Below are 20,115 nucleotides of genomic sequence, written 5' to 3' on the forward strand. Positions count from 1 at the left end.
GATATCAGGCTTCAAACGCCAGGAGCTGCGACCCTTCAGCCACTTGCTCGCCAACCCCATAGAGCACTTCACTGACGACACCATCCACCGGTGCGCTGATGGTGTGCTCCATCTTCATGGCCTCCATCACCAGCAGCGGGGCCCCGCGCGTCACGATGCTGCCCGCCTCGACCATCACGGCAATGACCTTGCCGGGCATCGGCGCGGTCAGCTTGCCGTCTTCGCTTTCAGCCTCGCCAGCGTGCGCCAGTGGATCGAGCCAGGTCAGGCTTACGTGACCACCGGCATGGAAGGCATGAAACACCTCGCCGTCGGCATGCACTTGGCCGTGCGCGTGGCGCGTACCGAGGTCGACGCGGATCTCATCTCCCTGGCAGTTGCAGGCGAAGGACACAACCTGGTTCGCGTAGATCAGCGTGCTGCCGCGTGCATCGGTATTCAGCGTCACCTCCAGCACCTGCTCGCCATAGCCGAAGCGCAGCGTGCGCGACACGCCGCCGTTCAGCCGCCACGCGCCGCCATGGGTCCACGGCGAATGCTGGTCGGCGGCGTCGACGCGGCGCTCGCGCGTCTCGCGGTCGAGCAGCGCGGCCACCGCCAGCGCAATGACTTCCAGGCCGACCGGGGCGGCGGGCGGGAACAGCGTGGCTTCGTTGCGCTCGATCAGGCCGGTATCGAGATCGGCGGTGCGGAACGCCTGCGACGACACCAGCCGTTGCAGGAAGGCCACGTTGGTCGACAGCCCCACCACGTGATACGACGCCAGCGCCTGGCGCATGCGCGCCAGCGCCTCGTCGCGGTCCTTGCCCCAGACGATCAGCTTGGCGATCATCGGGTCGTAGAAGGGGCTGATGGTGTCGCCTTCGCGCACGCCGGCGTCGATGCGGATGCCGGCCGGGCCATGCACATCACCACCGCGCATGAACTGCACCGCCGGCGGTGTGCGCAGGTAGCGCAGCGTGCCGGTGGACGGCAGGAACTGTTTGTCGGGGTTCTCGGCGTAGATGCGTGCTTCCAGCGCATGGCCGTCGATGCGCAGCTGCTCCTGCGTGAGCGGCAGCGGCTCGCCGGCGGCGACGCGCAGCTGCCATTCGACCAGGTCCTGCCCGGTGATCATCTCGGTGACGGGGTGCTCCACCTGCAGGCGCGTGTTCATCTCCATGAAGTAGAACGAACCGTCCTGGTTGGCGATGAACTCCACCGTGCCGGCGCCGACATAGCCGACCGCCTTGGCCGCGGCCACCGCCGCTTCGCCCATGGCGCGGCGGCGCGCCTCGGTCATGCCCGGCGCGGGGGCTTCTTCCAGCACCTTCTGGTGGCGGCGCTGCACCGAGCAGTCGCGCTCGAACAGGTAGACGCAGTTGCCGTGGGTATCGGCAAACACCTGGATCTCGATATGGCGCGGGCGGGTCAGGTACTTCTCCACCAGCACCTTGTCATCGCCGAAGCTGGCCGACGCCTCGCGCTTGACGGAGGTCAGCGCGGCCATGAAGCCGTCGCCCGACTCGACCACGCGCATGCCCTTGCCGCCGCCGCCTGCGCTGGCCTTGAGCAGCACCGGGTAGCCGATGCGGTCGGCCTCGCGGCGCAGCAGCACCGGATCCTGGTCCTCGCCGTGGTAGCCCGGCACCAGCGGCACCGCGGCCTTCTCCATCAATTGCTTGGCGGCGCTCTTGCTGCCCATCGCGTGGATGGCAGACGCCGGCGGGCCGATGAAGACCAGCCCCGCCGCGGCGCAGGCCTCGGCAAAGGCCTCGTTCTCGGACAGGAAGCCGTAGCCGGGGTGGATGGCCTGGGCACCGGTCTCCTTCGCCATCTCGATGATGTGGTCCGCGCGCAGGTAGCTGTCGCGCGCGGCCGCGCCGCCGATATGCACGGCCTCGTCGCAGAAGGCGACGTGGCGTGCGTCGGCGTCGGCATCCGAGTACACCGCGACGGTGCGGATGCCGAGCCGGCGGCAGGTGGCGGCCACGCGGCAGGCGATTTCACCGCGGTTGGCGATCAGGATCTTGTTGAACATCGGTCTTCCTTGTCGTGATTACATGCGGAACACGCCGAACTTCATGTCCTCGATCGGCGCATTCAGGCTCGCGGACAGTCCCAGGCCCAGCACGGTGCGGGTCTGCGCGGGATCGATCACGCCGTCGTCCCACAGGCGCGCGCTGGCGTAGTACGGATGGCCCTGGTGCTCGTACTGGTCGCGGATCGGCTGCTTGAACGCCTCTTCCTCTTGCGCGCTCCACTTGCCGCCCTTGCCCTCGATGCCGTCGCGGCGCACCGTGGCCAGCACGCTGGCGGCCTGCTCGCCGCCCATCACCGAGATGCGCGCGTTCGGCCACATCCACAGGAAGCGCGGCGAATAGGCGCGCCCGCACATGCCGTAGTTGCCGGCGCCGAACGAGCCGCCGATGATCACCGTGAATTTGGGTACCTGCGCGGTGGCCACCGCGGTCACCATCTTGGCGCCGTTGCGCGCGATGCCTTCGTTCTCGTACTTGCGCCCGACCATGAAGCCAGTGATGTTCTGCAGGAACACCAGCGGGATCTTGCGCTGGCAGCACAGCTCGATGAAGTGCGCGCCCTTCAGTGCGGATTCGGAGAACAGGATGCCGTTGTTGGCGACGATGCCGACGGGGTAGCCCCAGATGCGCGCGAAGCCGCACACCAGCGTGGTGCCGTAGCGCGCCTTGAACTCGTCGAACTCGGAGCCGTCGACCAGGCGCGCGATCACCTCGCGCACGTCGTAGGGCTTGCGCGTGTCGGTCGGGATCACGCCGTACAGTTCTTCCACCGGGTACAGCGGCTCGACCGGCTCGTGCAGGCGGATCTGGTCCGGCTTGCGGCGGTTCAGGTGCTGCACGATATTGCGCGCCAGCGACAGCGCGTGGTGGTCGTTCTGCGCGAAGTAGTCGGCCACGCCCGACAGGCGCGTATGCACGTCGGCGCCGCCCAGGTCTTCGGCGCTGACCTCCTCGCCGGTGGCGGCCTTCACCAGCGGCGGGCCGCCCAGGAAGATGGTGCCCTGGTTCTTGACGATGATGGACTCGTCGCTCATCGCGGGCACGTAGGCGCCGCCGGCGGTGCACGAGCCCATCACCACCGCGATCTGCGGGATGCCCTGCTTGGACAGGTTGGCCTGGTTGTAGAAGATGCGGCCGAAGTGGTCGCGGTCGGGGAACACGTCGTCCTGGTTGGGCAGGTTGGCGCCGCCGGAATCGACCAGGTAGATGCACGGCAGGTTGTTCTCCTCGGCGATCTCCTGTGCGCGCACATGCTTCTTGACCGTCATCGGGTAGTAGGTGCCGCCCTTGACGGTGGCGTCATTGCAGACGATCACGCACTCCTGCCCGGCCACGCGGCCGATGCCGGTGATGATGCCGGCGCCAGGCGCGGCATCGTCGTACATTTCGTACGCAGCAAGCTGCGACAGCTCCAGGAACGGGGTGCCCGGATCCAGCAGTTGCTGCACGCGGTCGCGCGGCAGCAGCTTGCCGCGCGACAGGTGCTTGTCGCGCGCGTCCTTGCCGCCGCCTTCGGCGAGCTTCGCGATCCTGGCCTCCAGGTCGGCTACCAGGGCCTGCATGGCTTCGGCGTTGGCCTTGAAGGACTCGGAGCGGGCGTTCAGTTTGGTTTCGATGATTGGCATATCGTGCTTCTGGGTGTGCCGCGAGATGGTGCTGTCGGTCGGCAGATGGCGAAGGTAGGCGCGCTTACATGGTTTCCGCGAACAGCTCGCGGCCGATCAGCATGCGGCGGATTTCCGAGGTGCCGGCGCCGATCTCGTACAGCTTGGCGTCGCGCCACAGGCGGCCGGCCGGGTATTCATTGATATAGCCGTTGCCGCCCAGGATCTGCACGGTCTCGCCCGCCATCCAGGTGGCCTTCTCGGCGGTGTACAGGATCACCGCGGCGCAGTCCTTGCGCACCTGGCGCACGTGCCCGCTGCCCAGCGCGTCCAGGTTCTTGCCGACCGTGTACAGGTAGCTGCGCGCGGCCTGCAGCGTGGTGTACATATCGGCCACCTTGCCCTGGATCAGCTGGAATTCGCCGATGCTCTGGCCGAACTGCTTGCGGTCGTGGATATACGGCGTGACCACGTCCATGCACGCCTGCATGATCCCGACCGGGCCGCCGGACAGCACCGCGCGCTCGTAGTCCAGCCCGCTCATCAGCACCTTGGCGCCGCCATTCTCGACGCCAAGGATGTTCTCGACCGGCACTTCCACGTCCTGGAACACCAGTTCGCCGGTGTGCGAGCCGCGCATGCCCAGCTTGTCCAGCTTCTGCGCCACCGAGAAGCCCTTCATGCCCTTCTCGACGATAAAGGCAGTCATGCCGCGTGCGCCCAGCTCAGGCTCGGTCTTGGCATAGACCACCAGCACGTCGCAGTCCGGGCCGTTGGTGATCCACATCTTGGTGCCGTTGAGCACGTAGCGGTCGCCCTTGAACTCGGCGCGCAGCTTCATGCTGACCACGTCGGAGCCGGCATTGGGCTCGCTCATGGCCAGCGCGCCGATCCATTCGCCCGAGACCAGCTTGGGCAGGTACTTCGCCTTCTGCGCCGGCGTGCCGTTGCGGTGGATCTGGTTCACGCACAGGTTGGAATGCGCGCCGTACGACAGGCCCACCGACGCCGAGGCGCGGCTGATCTCTTCCATCGCGATCATGTGCGCCAGGTAGCCCATGTTGGCACCGCCGTATTCCTCGGCCACGGTGATGCCCAGCACGCCCAGGTCGCCCATCTTCTTCCAGGCGTCCATCGGGAACTGGTCGGTGCGGTCGATCTCGGCGGCGCGCGGGGCCAGTTCGGCCTGAGCCCAGGCGCGCACGGAATCGCGCAGCATTTCGATGTCTTCGCCGAGGTCGAACTTGAGGCCGGGGAGGGTGTTCATAGCGGTGTTGTCTCTGGTGTTGTCTGTGGGAGCGGGGGGATTGGCTGGCGCCGTGCACCGGCGCCAGCGCGTCAGGCCGTCCTGGATTCGCTGAGTTTCAGGTCCTGCGTCATGCGCTCGCGCATCACGAATTTCTGTACCTTGCCGGTGATGGTCATGGGCATCTCGTCGACAAAGCGGATGTAGCGCGGGATCTTGTAGTGCGCGATCTGGTCGCGGCAGAAATCGCGGATCTCGTCCTCCGTGGCGCTCGCGCCGGGCTTGAGCACGATCCACGCGCAGACCTCTTCGCCGTACTTCTGGTCGGGAACGCCGAACACCTGGACCGCCTGGACCTTCGGATGGCGGAACAGGAACTCCTCGATCTCGCGCGGGTAGATGTTCTCGCCGCCACGAATCAGCATGTCCTTCACGCGGCCGACGATGTTGCAGTAGCCTTCCGCGTCGATGGTGGCGAGGTCGCCGGTGTGCATCCAGCCGTCGCGAATGGCTTCGGCGGTACGCGCCTCGTCATCCCAGTAGCCCAGCATCACCGAATAGCCGCGGGTACACAGCTCGCCGGTTTCTCCTACGGGAACCGTGGCACCTGTCGCATCCACGATCCTGACTTCGAGGTGCGGCTGGATGCGGCCCACCGTGGTCGTGCGCTTGTCCAGCGGATCGGTGGTGCTGCTCTGGAAGGAGACCGGGCTAGTTTCCGTCATGCCGTAGGCAATCGTCACCTCGGACATATGCATCTGCGACACCACGCGCTTCATGGTTTCGATCGGGCAGGGTGACCCCGCCATGATGCCGGTGCGCAGAGAAGAGAAGTCGTAGCTCGCGAAGTTCGGGTGATCGAGCTGGGCAATGAACATGGTCGGCACGCCATGCAATGCCGTGCAGCGTTCTTCGCTGACTGCCTGCATGGTGGCTTCCGGCTCGAAGGCCTGGCCGGGGAACACCATTGCCGCGCCGGAGGACACGCAGGCCAGCACCGCCAGGACCATGCCGAAGCAGTGATAGAAGGGCACCGGGATGCAGAGCTTGTCCTGCTCGGAGAAACGCATCGCCATGGCAATGAAGCGTGCGTTGTTGACGATATTGCGATGGGTCAGCGTGGCGCCCTTGGGCGCACCGGTAGTGCCGCTGGTGAACTGCACGTTGATCGGGTCATGGCGGTCCAGCTGTGCCGTGATGGCATCCAGCGTCGACCGAGCCACGCCTGTGCCGCGCGCAATCACGTCGGCATAGCGGAGCATCCCGGGTGTATGGTCGTCGCCCATGCGGATGACGCAGCGCAGTGCCGGCAGCCGCGCCGCCTGCAGTTCGCCCGGCGCGCAGGTGGCCAGTTCGGGGGCGAGTACCTGGAGCATCTCCAGGTACCGTGAGGTCTTGAAGGCTTCCGCCGCGACGATCGCCTTGACGCCCACCTTGTTCAGCGCGTACTCCAGCTCGGACAGGCGGTAGGCGGGATTGATGTTCACCAGCACCAGCCCCAGCCGCGCCGTGGCGAACTGGGTGACCAGCCACTCGACCCGGTTGGGGGACCAGATGCCGACTCGGTCGCCTCTGGCCAGCCCCAGCGTGTGCAGGCCTGCCGCCAGTGCGTCCACGGCATCGGAGAATTCGCGCCAGTTCCAGCGCACCCCTTGCTCGCGAAAGGCAACGGCTTTCCGCTCGGGATAGCGAGCCACCGTTTGCGCCAGCAACTCCGGCACGGTCTGTTCCGACAGCGGAATGGTGGTGTCCCCTCTCACATGCGAAAGCCCGCCAATCGGCAGGATGGTGGGAGAGGACTCGGCCTGCATCGTCATACTTGTCTCCAAAGCCCGGTTGTGGTTCGTCACGTTGGATATTTGTGAGTGTTACTCAATAAACAGCGCATCGATGGATTCTGGGGTGGCGTCTCCGGGTTTTCCCGGATATTTGCGGCGCGGTTGCTTTATTTTTGGCTATTCCTTCGAGGCTCGCCTGACACCCGTTGGTGCGATGATCGAAAAATACATGGTGCCAATCGAAATGGCAACCTAAAATTGAGTAAAGCTCAAGTCAGGGCTGAGCCGGCCCTATAATCTCGCCTTCGGGCAAGCAAGGACTCAATCAAGATGGAAGACGTCACATCGCCCCGCCGTGTGCCGGCGGGCGCCAAGGCGGAACAACGCATCCGGGACATCCTGCGCGTCAGCCGCGAGGTATTCGCCGAGCTCGGCTATGAGCGGACCACGACCACCGAGATCGCCCAGCGCCTGGGCATCTCCGAGGGCACGGTGTTCACCTACTTCCATGGCAAGCGCGAGCTATGCGCACGCGTGATCGAGGACTGGTATGACGAGATCATCAGCACCGTGGAACAAGGCATGCCGCACGGGCAAAGCACAAAGGTGCAGCTGGAGTTCTATGTCAGGACACACCTGCGGTTGTTCCTGATCCAGGGGACGGGCTTGTGTGCGCTGGTGTTGTCGGAGGGGCGTGCAAAAGGGCCGGGGCTGGGAGAGGTGTTCGTACCGCTGCAGCGCCGCTATACGGCACCGTTGATGGACTTGCTGGCGCGGGCGCGGGACAACGGCGAGATCCGGGATGACCTGCCGTTGAGCCTGCTGCGCTCGGCAATCCTCGGCCCGATGGAGCACATCCTGTGGGACGCGATCGCCCGGCAGCGGCAAGTGGATATCGAGAAGACGGCCAGGGATATGGTGGCGTTGTTGTGGCCCGCCTTGCTGCCTGTAGACGTCGAGGTGGAGAAATTGCGCGCATTCTATGGAGAAGTCGGCGCAGCATTGAGAAGGGCGGGCAACGGTTGACGTGCGGCGCGCCTTGAAGCGCCGGTCCACTAATCCACTGATCTAGTTCTTGCGAGGGACCCTTGCCGGATTCATGCGCCGCCATACGCGATCGCCTGCTGGCGGCCCTGCACGTCTTCGAATAGGCCTTAATCTACCAGGGCGAACGCCCGTCGATTTCCATTGATGGCAGCCCCAGCAGCGCGCGCGCCTGGGCCACTGTCGCCACGGGGCGCCCATATTCCTCGCACAAGGCCGCTACCTGGCTGACCAGCGCGGCGTTGGAGGGCGCCAGTGTCTGCTTGTCAAGCCGCACATTGTCTTCCAGGCCGGTGCGGCAATGGCCGCCCAGTTCGAGCGACCAGCGCGCCATCGTCAGCTGGTCCCGGCCGATGCCAGCGCCGGTCCAGGTCGCATCGGGTGCCAGGCGCCGCAAGGTGTGCACGTAGAAGGCAAGCACCTCGCGATCGACCGGCATCGCATTCTTGATCCCCATCACGAACTGGATATGCAGTGCGCCGTCGATCTTGCCGGCCTGTTGCATGGCCACCGCCTGGAAGATCATCGACAGGTCGAAGGCCTCTATCTCGGGCTTGATGGCGTAGGCCTTCATTTCCGCGGCGAGCCAGTCCACCAGGTCTGGCGGATTGTCATAGACGCGAGTGGGGAAATTGACCGAGCCGGTGGCAAGCGACGCCATGTCCGGGCGCAGCGACAGCATCCCCCCTCGCTCCCTTCCCGCGCCTGAGCGGCCGCCGGTGGAGACCTGCGTGATGATGCCCGGCGCATGCTTGCGGATGCCCTCCAGCACGCGGGCAAAGCGGTCGGGCTCGGAGGAGGGCGTCTCGTCGTCATTGCGCACGTGCAGGTGGACGAGCGTGGCGCCCGCCTCGAAGGCGGCCTGGGTGGATTCGACCTGCTCGCTGACAGTGATCGGCACGGCAGGGTTGTCACGCTTGCGCGGCAGCGAGCCGGTGATGGCGACGGAGATGATGCAGGGCTGGGTCATGTCGGCTCCGGTAAGGATGTATGGCATCACGCCTGTGACAGGAAGTGGATCACCGCGTGCGAAAACGCCTCGGGCAACTCCCAGTTGGACAAATGCGCGGCGTTGAGCGCGAGGTATTCGGCGCCGGCAATGCCTTGCGCCAGCTCGCGGCCCTGTTCCGGCGTGGTGGCGGCATCCTGCACGCCCGCGATCACCAGCACGCGCGAGCGGATGCCTGGCAGCAGGCCGCGCAGGTCGGCGTCGCGCACGGCGGCGCAGTTGGCGATATAGCCATCGGCATCCGTGGATGCGAGCATGGCGAGCACGGGCGCGATGTGCGCCGGATCGCCGGCCAGCGCGGCCGGCGTGAACCAGCGGGCCAGCACGCCCCCGGCGATTGCCGCCATGCCCTCGTTGCTGACGCGCTCGATGCGCGTGTTCCAGCCGGACGCCGGGCCGATCAGCGCCGCGGTATTGGCCAGCACGAAGCGGCCGAAGCGTTCGGGATGGTGGCGTGCCAGCCAGATGCCGGTCATGCCGCCCATCGACAGGCCGCAGAAGTGGGCGTGCTCGACACCGGCATGGTCCATCACCGCCAGCACGTCGGCCCCGAGCTCGGCCATGCCGAACGGCGCTGCCGGCACGCCGGAGGCGCCATGGCCGCGCGTGTCGTAGCGCAGCACGCGGAAGCGCTCCAGCAGCGCCGGCATCTGCGGGTCCCACATCGACAGGGTGGTGCCCAGCGAGTTGGACAGGGCCAGCACCGGCGCGCCGGCCGGACCGTTAAGTTCATAGTGAAGGCGAAGCCCGTCGCGGGTGGCAAAGCGCATGACGTGGGCTCCCTCAGCGGATCGATGAAGGATGCGGCGCCAGCGGCGTGACGGCGATCTTCATGTACGGGAACAGCGGCAGCCCCGACAGCAGCGTGTGCAGCGTCTCGTTGGACTCGACGTCGAACACGCTGTAGTTGGCATACTCGCCCACCACGCGATAGAGCTGCTGCCACTTGCCCTGGCGCTGCAGGTCCTGCGCATAGGCTTTCTCGCGCGCCTTGATGTCCTCCGCCTGCGCGGCGGGCATGTCGTGCGGCAGGCTTACGTCCATTCGTACCAGATACAGCATTGGTGTCTCCTCGCTTCGATTCTGATGGGGTCTGATGGCAGGGAATCAGGCGCGGTCGCGCCGGTAGTGGGCGAGCTTGTCCTCGTCCAGCGCCATGCCCAGGCCGGGGCCCTGCGGCAGGTGCAACGCGAAGTCGCGGTAGACGGGGCGCTCGGCGACGATGTCGTCCTTCAGCAGCAGCGGGCCGAACAGTTCGGTGCCCCACGCCAGTTGCGGCAGGGTCGCAAAGCCGTGGGCGGCGGCAATGGTGCCGATGCTGCCTTCGAGCATGGTGCCGCCATACAGCGCGATGCCGGCCGCATCGCCCACCGCGGCCGTGCGCAGCATGCCGAAGATGCCGCCCGACTTGGCGATCTTCAGGGCGAACACGTCGGCGCCGCCGATGCGGGCCAGTTCCATCGCGTCCTCGGGCCCGCACACCGCTTCGTCGGCCATGATGGGCACCACGAAACGCGCCGCCAGGCGCGCCAGCGCGGCGCGTTGCTCGCGTGGCGTGGGCTGCTCGATCAGGTCGATGCCGGCGGTCTCCAGCATGGCAATGCCGGTGGCGGCATCCGCTTCGTTCCAGGCCTGGTTGACGTCCACCGTGACACGGGCGCGCTCGCCCAGCGCGCGCTTGATCGCGGAAACGTGTGCGACGTCCTCGCGCACGCTGCGCCGGCCGATCTTGAGCTTGAAGGTATCGTGGCGGCGCTCGGCGAGCAGGCGCTCGGCCTCGTCGATGTCCCGCGCGGTGTCGCCGCTGGCGAGCGTCCACAGCACCGGCAGGGTGTCGCGCACGGCGCCGCCCAGCAGTGTCGCCAGCGGCACGCCGAGACGCTTGCCCTGCGCGTCCAGCAGTGCGGTCTCGAGCGCCGACTTGGCGAAGCGGTTACCGCGTGCGACCTTGCCGAGGCGCGCCATGGCGCCATGCACATTGGCCGCATCCTGGCCCAGCAGCGCCGGTGCAAGGTAGCTGTCGATGGTCAGCTTGATGCCCTCGGGGCTCTCGTCGCCGTAGGAAAGTCCACCGATGGTGGTCGCCTCGCCGAGGCCTTCGATGCCGTCGGCACAGCGCAGGCGGACGATCACCAGCGTCTGCCGCTGCATGGTCGCCATGGCGAGCTGATGCGGCCGGATGGTCGGAAGATCGACCAGGATGGCCTCGATGGACTCGATGGCCGTGATGCTTTGCTGCGTCGCCACTTTCATACCTTCCTGATGCAGTTGAACGTTGCACCGGAGTATGGAGGGCTATTTTTGGGGTGTCCAAGACCGTTGGCGTCTGATTTCATACCTACAGAGTATGAACCGCCCGTTGCGCCTTATTCCTTCGGCGGCGGCAGGTAGGCCATGCCCTCATCCTCGTAGAGCTGGTAGATCATGTCCCGCAGCGAGCGCAGGTCGGCCGACTCGTCCAGCATGCGCGTGCTCATGATAATGGGCGACACCAGCTTGGGATCGTCCAGTTCCTTGTAGGTCACGTCGCCCCGCTTGAGCCCGTAGACGCTGCTCGGGACCACCGAGATGCCTTCGCCCATCGCCACCAGCCCGAGCGCGATTTGCAGCTCGCGCACCTCGTGCAGGCGGCGCGGCTTCAGGGCGCGGTCGTGGAAGGCGGCCAGCACCTGGTCGGCAAAGCTCGGGCGCGGCGCCTTGGGGAAGATGATGAGCGGCTCGCCGACCAGGTCGTGCAGCGCGAGCTCGGGCTTGGCGTCAGCCAGCGGATGGCCGACCGGCAGCGCCACGATCATGCGCTCCTCACGCAGCACCACGCGCCGCACCGACGGGTCTTCGTGGCGAATGCGCCCGAAGCCCACATCGATGCGCCCCTCCTTGAGCGCCTTGATCTGGTCCATGGTCGACATCTCGTGCAGGCTCAGTTCGAGATCGGCGTGCATCTGCCGGAAGCGCCGGATGATCCGCGGCAGCATCCCATACAACGTGGAGCCGACAAAGCCGACCGACATCTTGTGCTCGATCTTGCCGACCCGCTTGGTCATCGCCTGCAGTTCCGCGGTCTGGGCCAGCAGTTGCAGCGCGTGGGTATAGAAGAAGCGCCCGGTATCGGTCAGTTTCAGCGGGCGCGAGTGGCGCTCGAACAGTTGCACACCCAGGTCGTCCTCCAGTTGCTGGATCTGGCGCGACAGCGGCGGCTGTGCGATATGCAGCCGCTCGGCCGCCCGGGTGAAGTTGCGTTCCTCTGCCACCGCCACGAAGTAACGCAGGTGCCGCAATTCCAAGACTATACCTCCTGAGTATCGATGGGATACTAAATCAGTGTTGGACTGCCAAAACTGCCGTTGACTATGCTCCATCCGTGCCCGGAAGACAAGCTCGATACCTGCAAAGCATGAACCGGGACCCAACCACAACTATGGAGACCCCCATGACTCACTCGGAAATCGACGCCCTGGTCCACAGCTTTATCGTCGCCACCGGCACGCAAGGCACCCCCGACCCGCGCGTGCAGCAGGTGGTAGTCCGCCTGACCGCGGACCTGTTCAAGGCGATCGAGGACCTCGACCTGAGCGCCAGCGATGTCTGGAAGGGCATCGAGTACTTCGCCGAGGCGGGCGCCACCCAGGAGTTGGGCCTGCTCGCCGCCGGCCTGGGGCTGGAGCGATTCCTCGACGTCCGCGCCGACGAGGCCGAAGCCCGCGCCGGCCTGACCGGCGGCACGCCGCGCACCATCGAAGGCCCGCTCTACGTGGCCGGCGCCCCGGAAAGCACCGGCTTTGCCCGGCTCGATGATGGTAGCGACGACGGCAAGGGCGAGGTCCTGTTCATGCAAGGCACGGTGTACGGCGCCGACGGCAAGCCGCTGCCCGGCGCCAGGGTCGAGGTGTGGCATGCCAACCTGATGGGCAACTACTCGTTCTTCGACAAGACCCAGTCGCACTTCAACCTGCGCCGCACCATCGTCACCGATGCAAACGGCCGCTACCAGTTCCGCAGCAACGTGCCCAACGGCTACGGCTGCCCGCCGCAAGGCACCACCCAGCGCCTGCTGGACCAGCTTGCGCGCCACGGCCGGCGCCCGGCCCACATCCACTTCTTCGTGTCGGCGGACGGCCACCGCAAGCTGACCACGCAGATCAACATCGACGGCGACGAATACCTGTGGGACGACTTCGCCTTCGCCAGCCGCGAGGGGCTGGTGCCGGCGGTGACCCGCGTCACCGAAGCCGCCGCGCTCGACAAACACGGCGTGGACAAGCCGCTCGCCTCGATCGACTTCGATTTCCGGCTGCTGCCGGAGCAGGCCGGCGCCCCCGCCGCCGAGGTGGAGCGCCAGCGCGCCGCCGCCTGATTTTCCGCAATGCCGCCCGCCGCGCGGGCCGGTAGATCCAGTCCGGGCGGCAGCGCCATGCGCAGCGCCGCCCCGGCGACAAGACATCGGCAGGAGACAACTCCATGATCCCCATCTATCCGGAGGGCAAGGCCCCCGTTCGCCCCGGCGCAAAGCGCCTCGACCTGGATACCTTCCTGGTGGAAGACAAGGCAAGCGGCGACTACCGGCTGCACCGCGCGGCCTTCACTGACGAAGAGCTGTTCGAACTCGAGATGAAGCACATCTTCGAGGGCAACTGGATCTACCTGGCGCACGAAAGCCAGATCCCGAACAACAACGACTACTACACCACCCATATCGGCCGCCAGCCGGTGGTGATCGCGCGCAATCGCCAGGGCGAACTGAACGCCTTCATCAACGCGTGCAGCCACCGCGGCGCCATGCTGTGCCGCCACAAGCGCGGCAACAAAGCCACCTACACCTGCCCGTTCCACGGCTGGACCTTCAACAACAGCGGCAAGCTGCTGAAGGTGAAGGATCCCGAGAACGCCGGCTACCCTGACTGCTTCAACAAGGAAGGCTCGCACGACCTGAAGAAGGTGGCGCGCTTCGAGAACTACCGCGGCTTCCTGTTCGGCAGCCTGAACGCTGACGTGCCGCCGCTGAAGGATTTCCTGGGCGAAGCGGCGCGCGTCATCGACATGATCGTCGACCAGTCGGCCGACGGGCTCGAGGTGCTGCGCGGCTCGTCCACCTACACGTTCGAGGGCAACTGGAAGCTGCAGGCCGAGAACGGCGCCGATGGCTACCACGTGTCGGCGGTGCACTGGAACTACGCCGCAACCACCAGCCAGCGCAAGCAGAAGAACGCGCAGGAAGACAAGATCCGCGCCATGGACGCCGGCAAGTGGGGCCAGCAGGGCGGCGGCTTCTACGCCTTCGAGCATGGCCACATGCTGCTGTGGACGCGCTGGGCCAACCCGGAGGACCGCCCCAACTTCAGCCGCCGCGAGGAATTCGCCGAGCGTTGCGGCGCCGAGACCGCGGACTGGATGATCCAGAACTCTCGCAACCTGTGCCTTTATCCCAACGTCTACCTGATGGACCAGTTCGGCTCGCAGATCCGCCTGCTGCGTCCGCTGGCCGTCGACAAGACCGAGGTCACCATCTACTGCATCGCGCCGAAGGGAGAATCCGACGAGGCGCGCGCGCGCCGCATCCGCCAGTACGAGGACTTCTTCAACGTCAGCGGCATGGCCACCCCCGACGACCTCGAGGAGTTCCGCGCTTGCCAGCAGGGCTACGCCGGGCAGGCACTGGCCTGGAACGACATGTGCCGCGGCGCGAAGCACTGGATCGACGGTGCCGACGAGGCCGCGCAGCGCATCGGACTCAAGCCCGTGATGAGCGGGGTGCGCACCGAGGACGAGGGCCTCTACACGGTGCAGCACCGCTACTGGCTGGACGTGATGAAGAAGGCCGTGGCAGAGCAATCCGCCGAAGCCGCGAATGAAGCCACCGACACCACCGACGCCGCCGCAGGGAGCGCAGCATGAGCACCGCCGACATCACCCTCGACCAACCGGTCGACATGGCCGCCATCCAGTCCTTCCTGTACCGCGAGGCACGGCTGCTGGATGACGAAGAGTGGGACGCATGGCTTGCGTGCTACCACCCCGACGCAAAGTTCTGGATGCCCTGCTGGGATGACGACGGCAAGCTGATCACCGACCCGCAGCGCGAGATCTCGCTGATCTATTACCCGACCCGCCAGGGCCTGGAGGATCGCGTGTTCCGCATCAAGACCGAGCGCTCCAGCGCCACCATTCCGGACACGCGCACCAGCCACAACCTGAGCAACGTCGAAGTGCTCGGGGTGGCGGGCGACACCTGCACCGTGCGTTTCAACTGGCACACGCTGAGCCATCGCTACCAGACCACCTACAGCTACTTCGGCATGTCGCGCTACACGCTCGACCTCTCCGGCGCGCAGCCGCGCATCCTGGACAAGTATGTCGTGCTCAAGAACGACTACATCAACCAGGTCATCGACATCTATCACATCTGATCCAGGCTGGAGGAACGCGCCATGGAACACACCATCGCCCTGCAATTCGAAGACGGCGTCACCAGGTTCATCACCTGCGGCGAGCACGAGACCCTGTCCGATGCCGCCTACCGGCAGCAGATCAATATCCCGCTGGACTGCCGCGACGGCGCCTGCGGTACCTGCCGCGGGCTGTGCGAGTCGGGCAGCTATGACCTGCCCGAATCCAGCTATATCGAAGATGCGCTGACCGCGGAGGAAGCTGGCCAGGGCTACGTGCTGGCCTGCCAGACGCGCCCGCGTTCGGACTGCGTGATTCGCGTGCCCGCCTCGTCGGCCGCGTGCAAGACCGGCGTCACCACCTACCAGGGGACGCTGGCCGAGCTGGAACAGCTCTCCGATTCGACCATCGGCTTTTCCATCGACCTGGACGAGGCCGCCGGCCTGGACTTCCTGCCCGGCCAGTATGTCAATGTCGAGATCCCGGGCACCGGGCAGACGCGCTCCTATTCCTTCAGCTCCGCGCCCGGCAGCGCGCGCACCGGCTTCGTGGTGCGCAACGTGCCGGAAGGGCGGATGAGCACCTGGCTGACCAGCCAGGCCAAGTCCGGCGAGCGCGTGGCGTTCTCGGGTCCGTACGGCAGCTTCTACCTGCGCGCGGTGACACGGCCGGTGCTGTTCCTGGCCGGCGGCACCGGCATCGCCCCGTTCCTGTCGATGCTCGATGTGCTGGCCGCCAGCGGCTGTGCGCAGCCGGTGCGCATGGTCTACGGGGTCACCAACGACATCGACCTGGTGGCGCTGTCACGCATCGATACGGCCCAGGGTGCCTTGGCCGGCTTCGAATACCGTACCTGCGTCGCCGACGCTGCCAGTAACCACCCACGCAAGGGCTATGTCACAGCCCATGTGGAGCCGGAATGGCTCAACGGCGGCGATGTCGACATCTACCTGTGTGGCCCCGTGGCGATGGTGGAGGCCGTGCGCGGCTGGCTGCAGCAGAGCGGCATCACGCCCGCCGGCTTCTACTATGAGAAGTTCTCGGCCAGCAACGCGGCATGAGCAAGGAGCACGACAACATGAGAACTGCTACACGCTTTGCCGGCAAAGCCATGATCGTGACCGGGGCCGCGCAAGGCATCGGCCGCGGCGTCGCACAGGCCGCCGCCGCCGAGGGCGCCTCGGTGGTGCTGGTCGACCGATCGGCGCTGGTCGATGAAGTCGCGGCGCAGATCGTTGCTGCGGGCGGGCAGGCCATCGCAGTGCACGCCGACCTGGAGCGCTATGCCGGCGCCACGCAGATGGCGCAGGCGGCCGAAGCAGCCTTCGGCCGCATCGACATCCTCGTCAACAACGTGGGCGGCACGATCTGGGCCAAGCCCTTCCAGGCCTATGAGGAGGACCAGATCGAAGCCGAGATCCGGCGCTCGCTGTTCCCCACGCTGTGGTGCTGCCGCGCGGTGCTGCCCGGCATGGTCGCGCGCCGGCAGGGCGTCATCGTCAACGTGTCGTCGATTGCCACGCGCAGCATCCACCGCGTGCCCTACGCGGCGGCCAAGGGCGGCGTCAACGCACTGACGGCCAGCCTCGCCTTCGAGCATGCGCACGAAGGCGTGCGCGTCAACGCCGTGGCCACCGGCGGCACCGAGGCGCCGCCGCGCAGGATTCCGCGCAACATGGCAGCGCAGAGCGAGCAGGAGGCCATCTGGTACCAGGCCATTGTCGACCAGACCAGGGCCTCGAGCCTGATGCACCGCTATGGCACGATCGACGAGCAGGTCCATGCCATCCTGTTTCTCGCCTCGGACGAGGCTTCGTACATTACCGGCACGGTCTTGCCAGTTGGCGGCGGGGATCAGGGCTGATGAGCCAGCGTCTGGGTGGAATCGATTGGAGCGCAGTCCGACCGCCGAGGGACTGCAGCGTGTTGCATTGTTCGGCTTACAGCCTTCATTGGCAGATAGGAGTCAGATCATGACCAAGCCCTCGATCATTCTGGCGCACGGTTTCTGGGGAGGTGCCGCGCATTGGGGAAAAGTCATCGTTGAACTGGCGCGAAAGGGGTATACGAACGTCCGCGCCGTTGAAATGCCGCTGACATCGCTTGCTGACGATGTCGAGCGTACCCGCAAGATGATTGCCCAGCAGAAGGGGCCGGTCCTCCTGGTGGGGCATTCGTACGGTGGTGCGGTGATTACCCAGGCGGGTGACCAGCCCAATGTGGTGGGGCTTGTGTATATCGCGTCGTTTGCGCCAGATGCGGGGGAGAGCCCCGGTGGCATTACGCATCAGCATCTTCCGGTTGCGGCGCCCAATCTCGAACCCGACAGCGACGGCTACTTGTGGCTCAAATCCGATAAGTTCCATGAGAGCTTCTGCCAGGATCTTTCGCCCGACGACGCGCTGGTGATGGCGGTGACGCAGAAGGCGCCGCTTGCAAGCACCTTCGGCGACGTCATCACGACGCCGGCCTGGAAAAAGAAGCCGTCCTGGTACCAGATTTCCAGCGAAGACAGAATGATCGCCCCCGAAAACCAACTGAAGATGTCGGCCCGGCTCAATCCCCGGAAGGTCGTGACTCTGGCGGCAAGCCATGCTTCGCTGGCTTCGAAGCCAGCCGAGGTTGCAGCGTTGATCGACGAAGCCGCGACGGAGTCGGTCAGGGGATAGCGCCCTGAACGCCCCGCCGGACCAGTGCGCCGAACAGCGGAAAGCTGCACGGTCAAGGGGGAGCCCCCCGGCTACAGCATCGCTGAATGCAAGTGATGCGGATTATCGAGCGTTTCCGCGATGATCCGCAGCGACTCCTCGATCTCATCGCGCTCGCCCGGGCCGCCCAGGCAGACACGGATCGCATCGGGCGGGTTGCCGTCGGTCGAGAAGGCGGCGGCCGATACCGCGCCGATGCCGCGCGAGCGCAAGTGCAGCGCCAGTTCCGACGGGCTCCACGCTGAAGCCGCCGGGATCGGCAGCCACAGGTGAAAGCCCTCCGGGTCCGCGTCATAGGCCAGGCCCTCGAGCACATGGCGCGCAATCAACTGCCGCGCCGCGCTTTCGGCGCGGATGGCCTTGAGCATGTCGTCCACCGTTCCGTCCTTGATCCAGGATGTAGCGAGCAATGTGTTGATGGGGCTCGCCATCACCGTCGTTGCCCGCAGGGTGCCAGCCAGGCGCTGCGCCTGCCGGGCGGTGGGGGCGTGCAGGAACGCTATGCGCAGCCCGGCGCCCAGGCATTTGGACAGGCCGGTGACGTAATACGTGAGTTCCGGGGCGAGCGCGGCAAACGTCTGTGGTGCCCGCAGCGGCAGCATGCCGTAGGCATCATCCTCGATGATCGGCACGCTGTAGCGCAGCGCGACTTCGGCGAGCTGCTCGCGGCGTGCCTGCGGCATGGTGCGCGTGCTCGGGTTCTGGATGGTCGGATTGCAATAGAGCGCCGCCGGCTTCTGTGTCTTGCACATGGCTTCGAAGGCGTGGGCGAACGGGCCATCCTCGTCGCCGGGCAGCGCCTGTAGCTGGATATTGAGCTGCGCGGCGATGGCCTTGATGCCGGGGTAGGCCAGCGCGTCGGCACAGATGGTCTGCGCCGGCCGTGCGAGCTGCGACAGCAGTGCAACCAGCGCGCTGTGGATGCCGGGCGTGACCAGCACGGTGTCCGCGCTGCATGCCGGCACCCAGCGGCGCAGCCATTTCGCAGCAACCGAGCGATCGGCCGGGGTTCCGCCGAAGTCCTGGTAGCGCAGCAGCGTGTAGGGATCGGCAGCCTCCAGCAGTTGCGCCATGGCGGAACGAAGCCGCGCTGTCATCGCGGGCGGCTCCGGCGGCATGTTCATGGACATCTCCGCACCCGTGCCGCCGCGCAGCGGCATCGCGGGCGCACGTCCGCGCACGTAGGTGCCACTTCCTGTCTTGGTGTCGATCAATCCCCGCTTCCTCGCTTCACTGTAGCCGCGCGCCACGGTGGTGTAGTTCAGTTGCAGCGCTTCGGCCAGGTCGCGCAGCGGCGGCAGCCGGTCGCGCGCGCGCAACTGGCCGTCGGCCAGTGCCTCCTCGATCAGGTCCGGAATCAGTAAATAGGCCGGCTTGGCACTGCCGGCGATACGTTTTACCCAATGGCTGGTCAGGTTGGACACCGTGGTCTCCCGCTGCGCGATGCGATGGCATTCAGTGCCCTGAGGGTAGCACCCGAATGATCGCTTACCAAGCCGCACAAGCGATTGCATCAGAAGTTCTCAATGATGGTGCGATATCAGCGCGGATGCACCACGCGTGCGCACCAGGCGGCTGGTTCCCGTTCAAAAATGTGCATTGTGGCGAAGCCGTCATGGCGTGCGCTGTGCGCCTTTGGTGGCATCCATGGCCAAAGCCGTTGCGATCATTGGGCCGATCATTTGGTCGGCTTCGGCTTGATTGGAGATTGATCGCATGACTGCGGGCATTGCGTGGCACATCGGTTGCGGATGTTGGCGTGTTCGGCCTGGCGCCGAACGGTCGATCGGCAAGGGATCGGTCGGCCGCACTGCCCCATCAACGCAACGGAGAGAAGCATGCCTGCTGTCAGCAAACCGGCCCACAAGAAGGGCGATTTCCTGGTCGACTATGAAGAGAAGGTATTCGAGGACGTAAAGGCCGAAGCCGGCGAGAAGGCGCTGGTGACCTTCCACACCGTCGCCTTCGAAGGCTCGATCGGCTTCGTCAACATGCTGCAGGCCACGCGCCTGCTGCGCAAGGGCTTCGAGACCTCGATCCTGCTGTACGGCCCCGGCGTGAACCTTGGCGTTCAGCGCGGCTTCCCGACGCTTGGCGACGAGGCATTCCCCGGGCATATGAACTTCAACAAGCAGCTCACCAAGTTCATGGACGAGGGCGGCAAGGTCTACGCCTGCCGCTTCGCCCTGCAGGCCCTGTACGGCCACGGCGAGGCCTCGCTGATCGAGGGCATCCGCCCGATCAATCCGCTCGATGTGCTCGACCTCAAGCTGCTGCACCGCAAGGAGAACGCGCTGATCATCGATACCTGGACGGTCTGA

At 66.0% G+C, this 20,115-nt stretch carries 18 protein-coding genes; 8 read left to right on the plus strand and 10 right to left on the minus strand.

The annotated features are described in order from the left end of the window. Window positions 1-4: 4 nt before the first annotated feature. The 4 genes from I6H87_RS16040 to I6H87_RS16055 form a co-directional block, all read right to left on the minus strand. Window positions 5-2,020, minus strand: a complete 2,016-nt coding sequence (locus tag I6H87_RS16040) for an acetyl/propionyl/methylcrotonyl-CoA carboxylase subunit alpha (protein WP_011615435.1) — start codon at window positions 2,018-2,020, stop codon at window positions 5-7. 18 nt (window positions 2,021-2,038) lie between these two features. Next, entirely contained in the window at window positions 2,039-3,646 is a 1,608-nt protein-coding gene (locus I6H87_RS16045) for a carboxyl transferase domain-containing protein (RefSeq protein ID WP_011615434.1), read from the minus strand. Window positions 3,647-3,710: 64 nt separating this feature from the next. Further along, window positions 3,711-4,892 carry an isovaleryl-CoA dehydrogenase gene (locus I6H87_RS16050; protein WP_011615433.1) on the minus strand — a complete coding sequence of 394 codons (1,182 nt, stop codon included), beginning with the start codon at window positions 4,890-4,892 and terminating at the stop codon, window positions 3,711-3,713. A 71-nt stretch (window positions 4,893-4,963) separates the two neighbouring features. After that, window positions 4,964-6,688 carry an AMP-binding protein gene (locus tag I6H87_RS16055; protein ID WP_010811728.1) on the minus strand — a complete coding sequence of 575 codons (1,725 nt, stop codon included), beginning with the start codon at window positions 6,686-6,688 and terminating at the stop codon, window positions 4,964-4,966. A gap of 291 nt (window positions 6,689-6,979) precedes the next feature. Here I6H87_RS16055 and I6H87_RS16060 point away from each other — a divergent pair, with 291 nt between their 5' ends. Beyond that, window positions 6,980-7,675, plus strand: coding sequence for a TetR/AcrR family transcriptional regulator (locus tag I6H87_RS16060; protein WP_010811729.1), 696 nt, complete (start codon window positions 6,980-6,982; stop codon window positions 7,673-7,675). 133 nt (window positions 7,676-7,808) lie between these two features. Here the strand turns inward: I6H87_RS16060 and I6H87_RS16065 are convergent, their stop codons facing one another. The 5 genes from I6H87_RS16065 to I6H87_RS16085 form a co-directional block, all read right to left on the minus strand. Continuing rightward, complete coding sequence (locus I6H87_RS16065) at window positions 7,809-8,663, minus strand: 3-oxoadipate:acetyl-CoA acetyltransferase (protein ID WP_010811730.1); 855 nt, start codon at window positions 8,661-8,663, stop codon at window positions 7,809-7,811. 26 nt (window positions 8,664-8,689) lie between these two features. Beyond that, entirely contained in the window at window positions 8,690-9,472 is a 783-nt protein-coding gene (pcaD, locus tag I6H87_RS16070) for a 3-oxoadipate enol-lactonase (RefSeq protein ID WP_011615432.1), read from the minus strand. Between the two features lie 13 nt (window positions 9,473-9,485). Next, window positions 9,486-9,764 carry a muconolactone Delta-isomerase gene (catC, locus tag I6H87_RS16075; RefSeq protein WP_011615431.1) on the minus strand — a complete coding sequence of 93 codons (279 nt, stop codon included), beginning with the start codon at window positions 9,762-9,764 and terminating at the stop codon, window positions 9,486-9,488. A 45-nt stretch (window positions 9,765-9,809) separates the two neighbouring features. After that, entirely contained in the window at window positions 9,810-10,955 is a 1,146-nt protein-coding gene (locus I6H87_RS16080) for a muconate/chloromuconate family cycloisomerase (protein WP_010811733.1), read from the minus strand. Window positions 10,956-11,068: 113 nt separating this feature from the next. Then, window positions 11,069-11,986 (minus strand): LysR family transcriptional regulator, encoded by a 918-nt coding sequence (locus I6H87_RS16085; RefSeq protein ID WP_010811734.1) that lies wholly within the window; start codon window positions 11,984-11,986, stop codon window positions 11,069-11,071. Between the two features lie 146 nt (window positions 11,987-12,132). Here I6H87_RS16085 and catA point away from each other — a divergent pair, with 146 nt between their 5' ends. From catA to I6H87_RS16115, 6 genes are all read left to right on the plus strand, one after another. After that, window positions 12,133-13,056: a catechol 1,2-dioxygenase gene (gene catA / locus I6H87_RS16090; protein ID WP_041687384.1), complete on the plus strand. Its 924-nt coding sequence runs from the start codon at window positions 12,133-12,135 to the stop codon at window positions 13,054-13,056. A 104-nt stretch (window positions 13,057-13,160) separates the two neighbouring features. Further along, window positions 13,161-14,594: a benzoate 1,2-dioxygenase large subunit gene (gene benA / locus I6H87_RS16095; RefSeq protein ID WP_010811736.1), complete on the plus strand. Its 1,434-nt coding sequence runs from the start codon at window positions 13,161-13,163 to the stop codon at window positions 14,592-14,594. Next, window positions 14,591-15,106: a benzoate 1,2-dioxygenase small subunit gene (gene benB / locus I6H87_RS16100; protein WP_011615429.1), complete on the plus strand. Its 516-nt coding sequence runs from the start codon at window positions 14,591-14,593 to the stop codon at window positions 15,104-15,106. The genes benA and benB overlap by 4 nt, the downstream gene beginning before the upstream one ends. A 21-nt stretch (window positions 15,107-15,127) precedes the next feature. After that, window positions 15,128-16,147 carry a benzoate 1,2-dioxygenase electron transfer component BenC gene (benC, locus tag I6H87_RS16105; RefSeq protein ID WP_011615428.1) on the plus strand — a complete coding sequence of 340 codons (1,020 nt, stop codon included), beginning with the start codon at window positions 15,128-15,130 and terminating at the stop codon, window positions 16,145-16,147. A gap of 17 nt (window positions 16,148-16,164) precedes the next feature. Beyond that, window positions 16,165-16,950 (plus strand): 1,6-dihydroxycyclohexa-2,4-diene-1-carboxylate dehydrogenase, encoded by a 786-nt coding sequence (locus tag I6H87_RS16110; protein ID WP_010811738.1) that lies wholly within the window; start codon window positions 16,165-16,167, stop codon window positions 16,948-16,950. A 109-nt stretch (window positions 16,951-17,059) separates the two neighbouring features. Then, the gene (locus I6H87_RS16115) at window positions 17,060-17,755 is read left to right on the plus strand and encodes an alpha/beta hydrolase (RefSeq protein ID WP_011615426.1); all 696 of its coding nucleotides are present in this window, start codon (window positions 17,060-17,062) and stop codon (window positions 17,753-17,755) included. Between the two features lie 71 nt (window positions 17,756-17,826). On the opposite strand, the gene I6H87_RS16120 is transcribed toward I6H87_RS16115, so the two are convergent. Continuing rightward, window positions 17,827-19,218 carry an aminotransferase-like domain-containing protein gene (locus I6H87_RS16120; RefSeq protein ID WP_011615425.1) on the minus strand — a complete coding sequence of 464 codons (1,392 nt, stop codon included), beginning with the start codon at window positions 19,216-19,218 and terminating at the stop codon, window positions 17,827-17,829. A gap of 414 nt (window positions 19,219-19,632) precedes the next feature. Here I6H87_RS16120 and I6H87_RS16125 point away from each other — a divergent pair, with 414 nt between their 5' ends. Further along, a complete protein-coding gene (locus I6H87_RS16125; protein WP_010811741.1) occupies window positions 19,633-20,115 on the plus strand; it encodes an MSMEG_0572/Sll0783 family nitrogen starvation response protein in 483 nt (160 codons plus the stop codon).

Source organism: Cupriavidus necator, assembly GCF_016127575.1.
Classification (GTDB): Bacteria; Pseudomonadota; Gammaproteobacteria; order Burkholderiales; family Burkholderiaceae; genus Cupriavidus; species Cupriavidus necator_D.

What these genes read in the sequence shown, in the direction of transcription:
- I6H87_RS16040 (WP_011615435.1), bottom strand. Translation starts at nt 2,020, where the DNA reads ATGTTCAACAAGATCCTGATCGCCAACCGCGGTGAAATCGCCTGCCGC.
- I6H87_RS16045 (WP_011615434.1), bottom strand. Translation starts at nt 3,646, where the DNA reads ATGCCAATCATCGAAACCAAACTGAACGCCCGCTCCGAGTCCTTCAAG.
- I6H87_RS16050 (WP_011615433.1), bottom strand. Translation starts at nt 4,892, where the DNA reads ATGAACACCCTCCCCGGCCTCAAGTTCGACCTCGGCGAAGACATCGAA.
- I6H87_RS16055 (WP_010811728.1), bottom strand. Translation starts at nt 6,688, where the DNA reads ATGACGATGCAGGCCGAGTCCTCTCCCACCATCCTGCCGATTGGCGGG.
- I6H87_RS16060 (WP_010811729.1), top strand. Translation starts at nt 6,980, where the DNA reads ATGGAAGACGTCACATCGCCCCGCCGTGTGCCGGCGGGCGCCAAGGCG.
- I6H87_RS16065 (WP_010811730.1), bottom strand. Translation starts at nt 8,663, where the DNA reads ATGACCCAGCCCTGCATCATCTCCGTCGCCATCACCGGCTCGCTGCCG.
- pcaD (WP_011615432.1), bottom strand. Translation starts at nt 9,472, where the DNA reads ATGCGCTTTGCCACCCGCGACGGGCTTCGCCTTCACTATGAACTTAAC.
- catC (WP_011615431.1), bottom strand. Translation starts at nt 9,764, where the DNA reads ATGCTGTATCTGGTACGAATGGACGTAAGCCTGCCGCACGACATGCCC.
- I6H87_RS16080 (WP_010811733.1), bottom strand. Translation starts at nt 10,955, where the DNA reads ATGAAAGTGGCGACGCAGCAAAGCATCACGGCCATCGAGTCCATCGAG.
- catA (WP_041687384.1), top strand. Translation starts at nt 12,133, where the DNA reads ATGACTCACTCGGAAATCGACGCCCTGGTCCACAGCTTTATCGTCGCC.
- benA (WP_010811736.1), top strand. Translation starts at nt 13,161, where the DNA reads ATGATCCCCATCTATCCGGAGGGCAAGGCCCCCGTTCGCCCCGGCGCA.
- benB (WP_011615429.1), top strand. Translation starts at nt 14,591, where the DNA reads ATGAGCACCGCCGACATCACCCTCGACCAACCGGTCGACATGGCCGCC.
- benC (WP_011615428.1), top strand. Translation starts at nt 15,128, where the DNA reads ATGGAACACACCATCGCCCTGCAATTCGAAGACGGCGTCACCAGGTTC.
- I6H87_RS16110 (WP_010811738.1), top strand. Translation starts at nt 16,165, where the DNA reads ATGAGAACTGCTACACGCTTTGCCGGCAAAGCCATGATCGTGACCGGG.
- I6H87_RS16115 (WP_011615426.1), top strand. Translation starts at nt 17,060, where the DNA reads ATGACCAAGCCCTCGATCATTCTGGCGCACGGTTTCTGGGGAGGTGCC.
- I6H87_RS16125 (WP_010811741.1), top strand. Translation starts at nt 19,633, where the DNA reads ATGCCTGCTGTCAGCAAACCGGCCCACAAGAAGGGCGATTTCCTGGTC.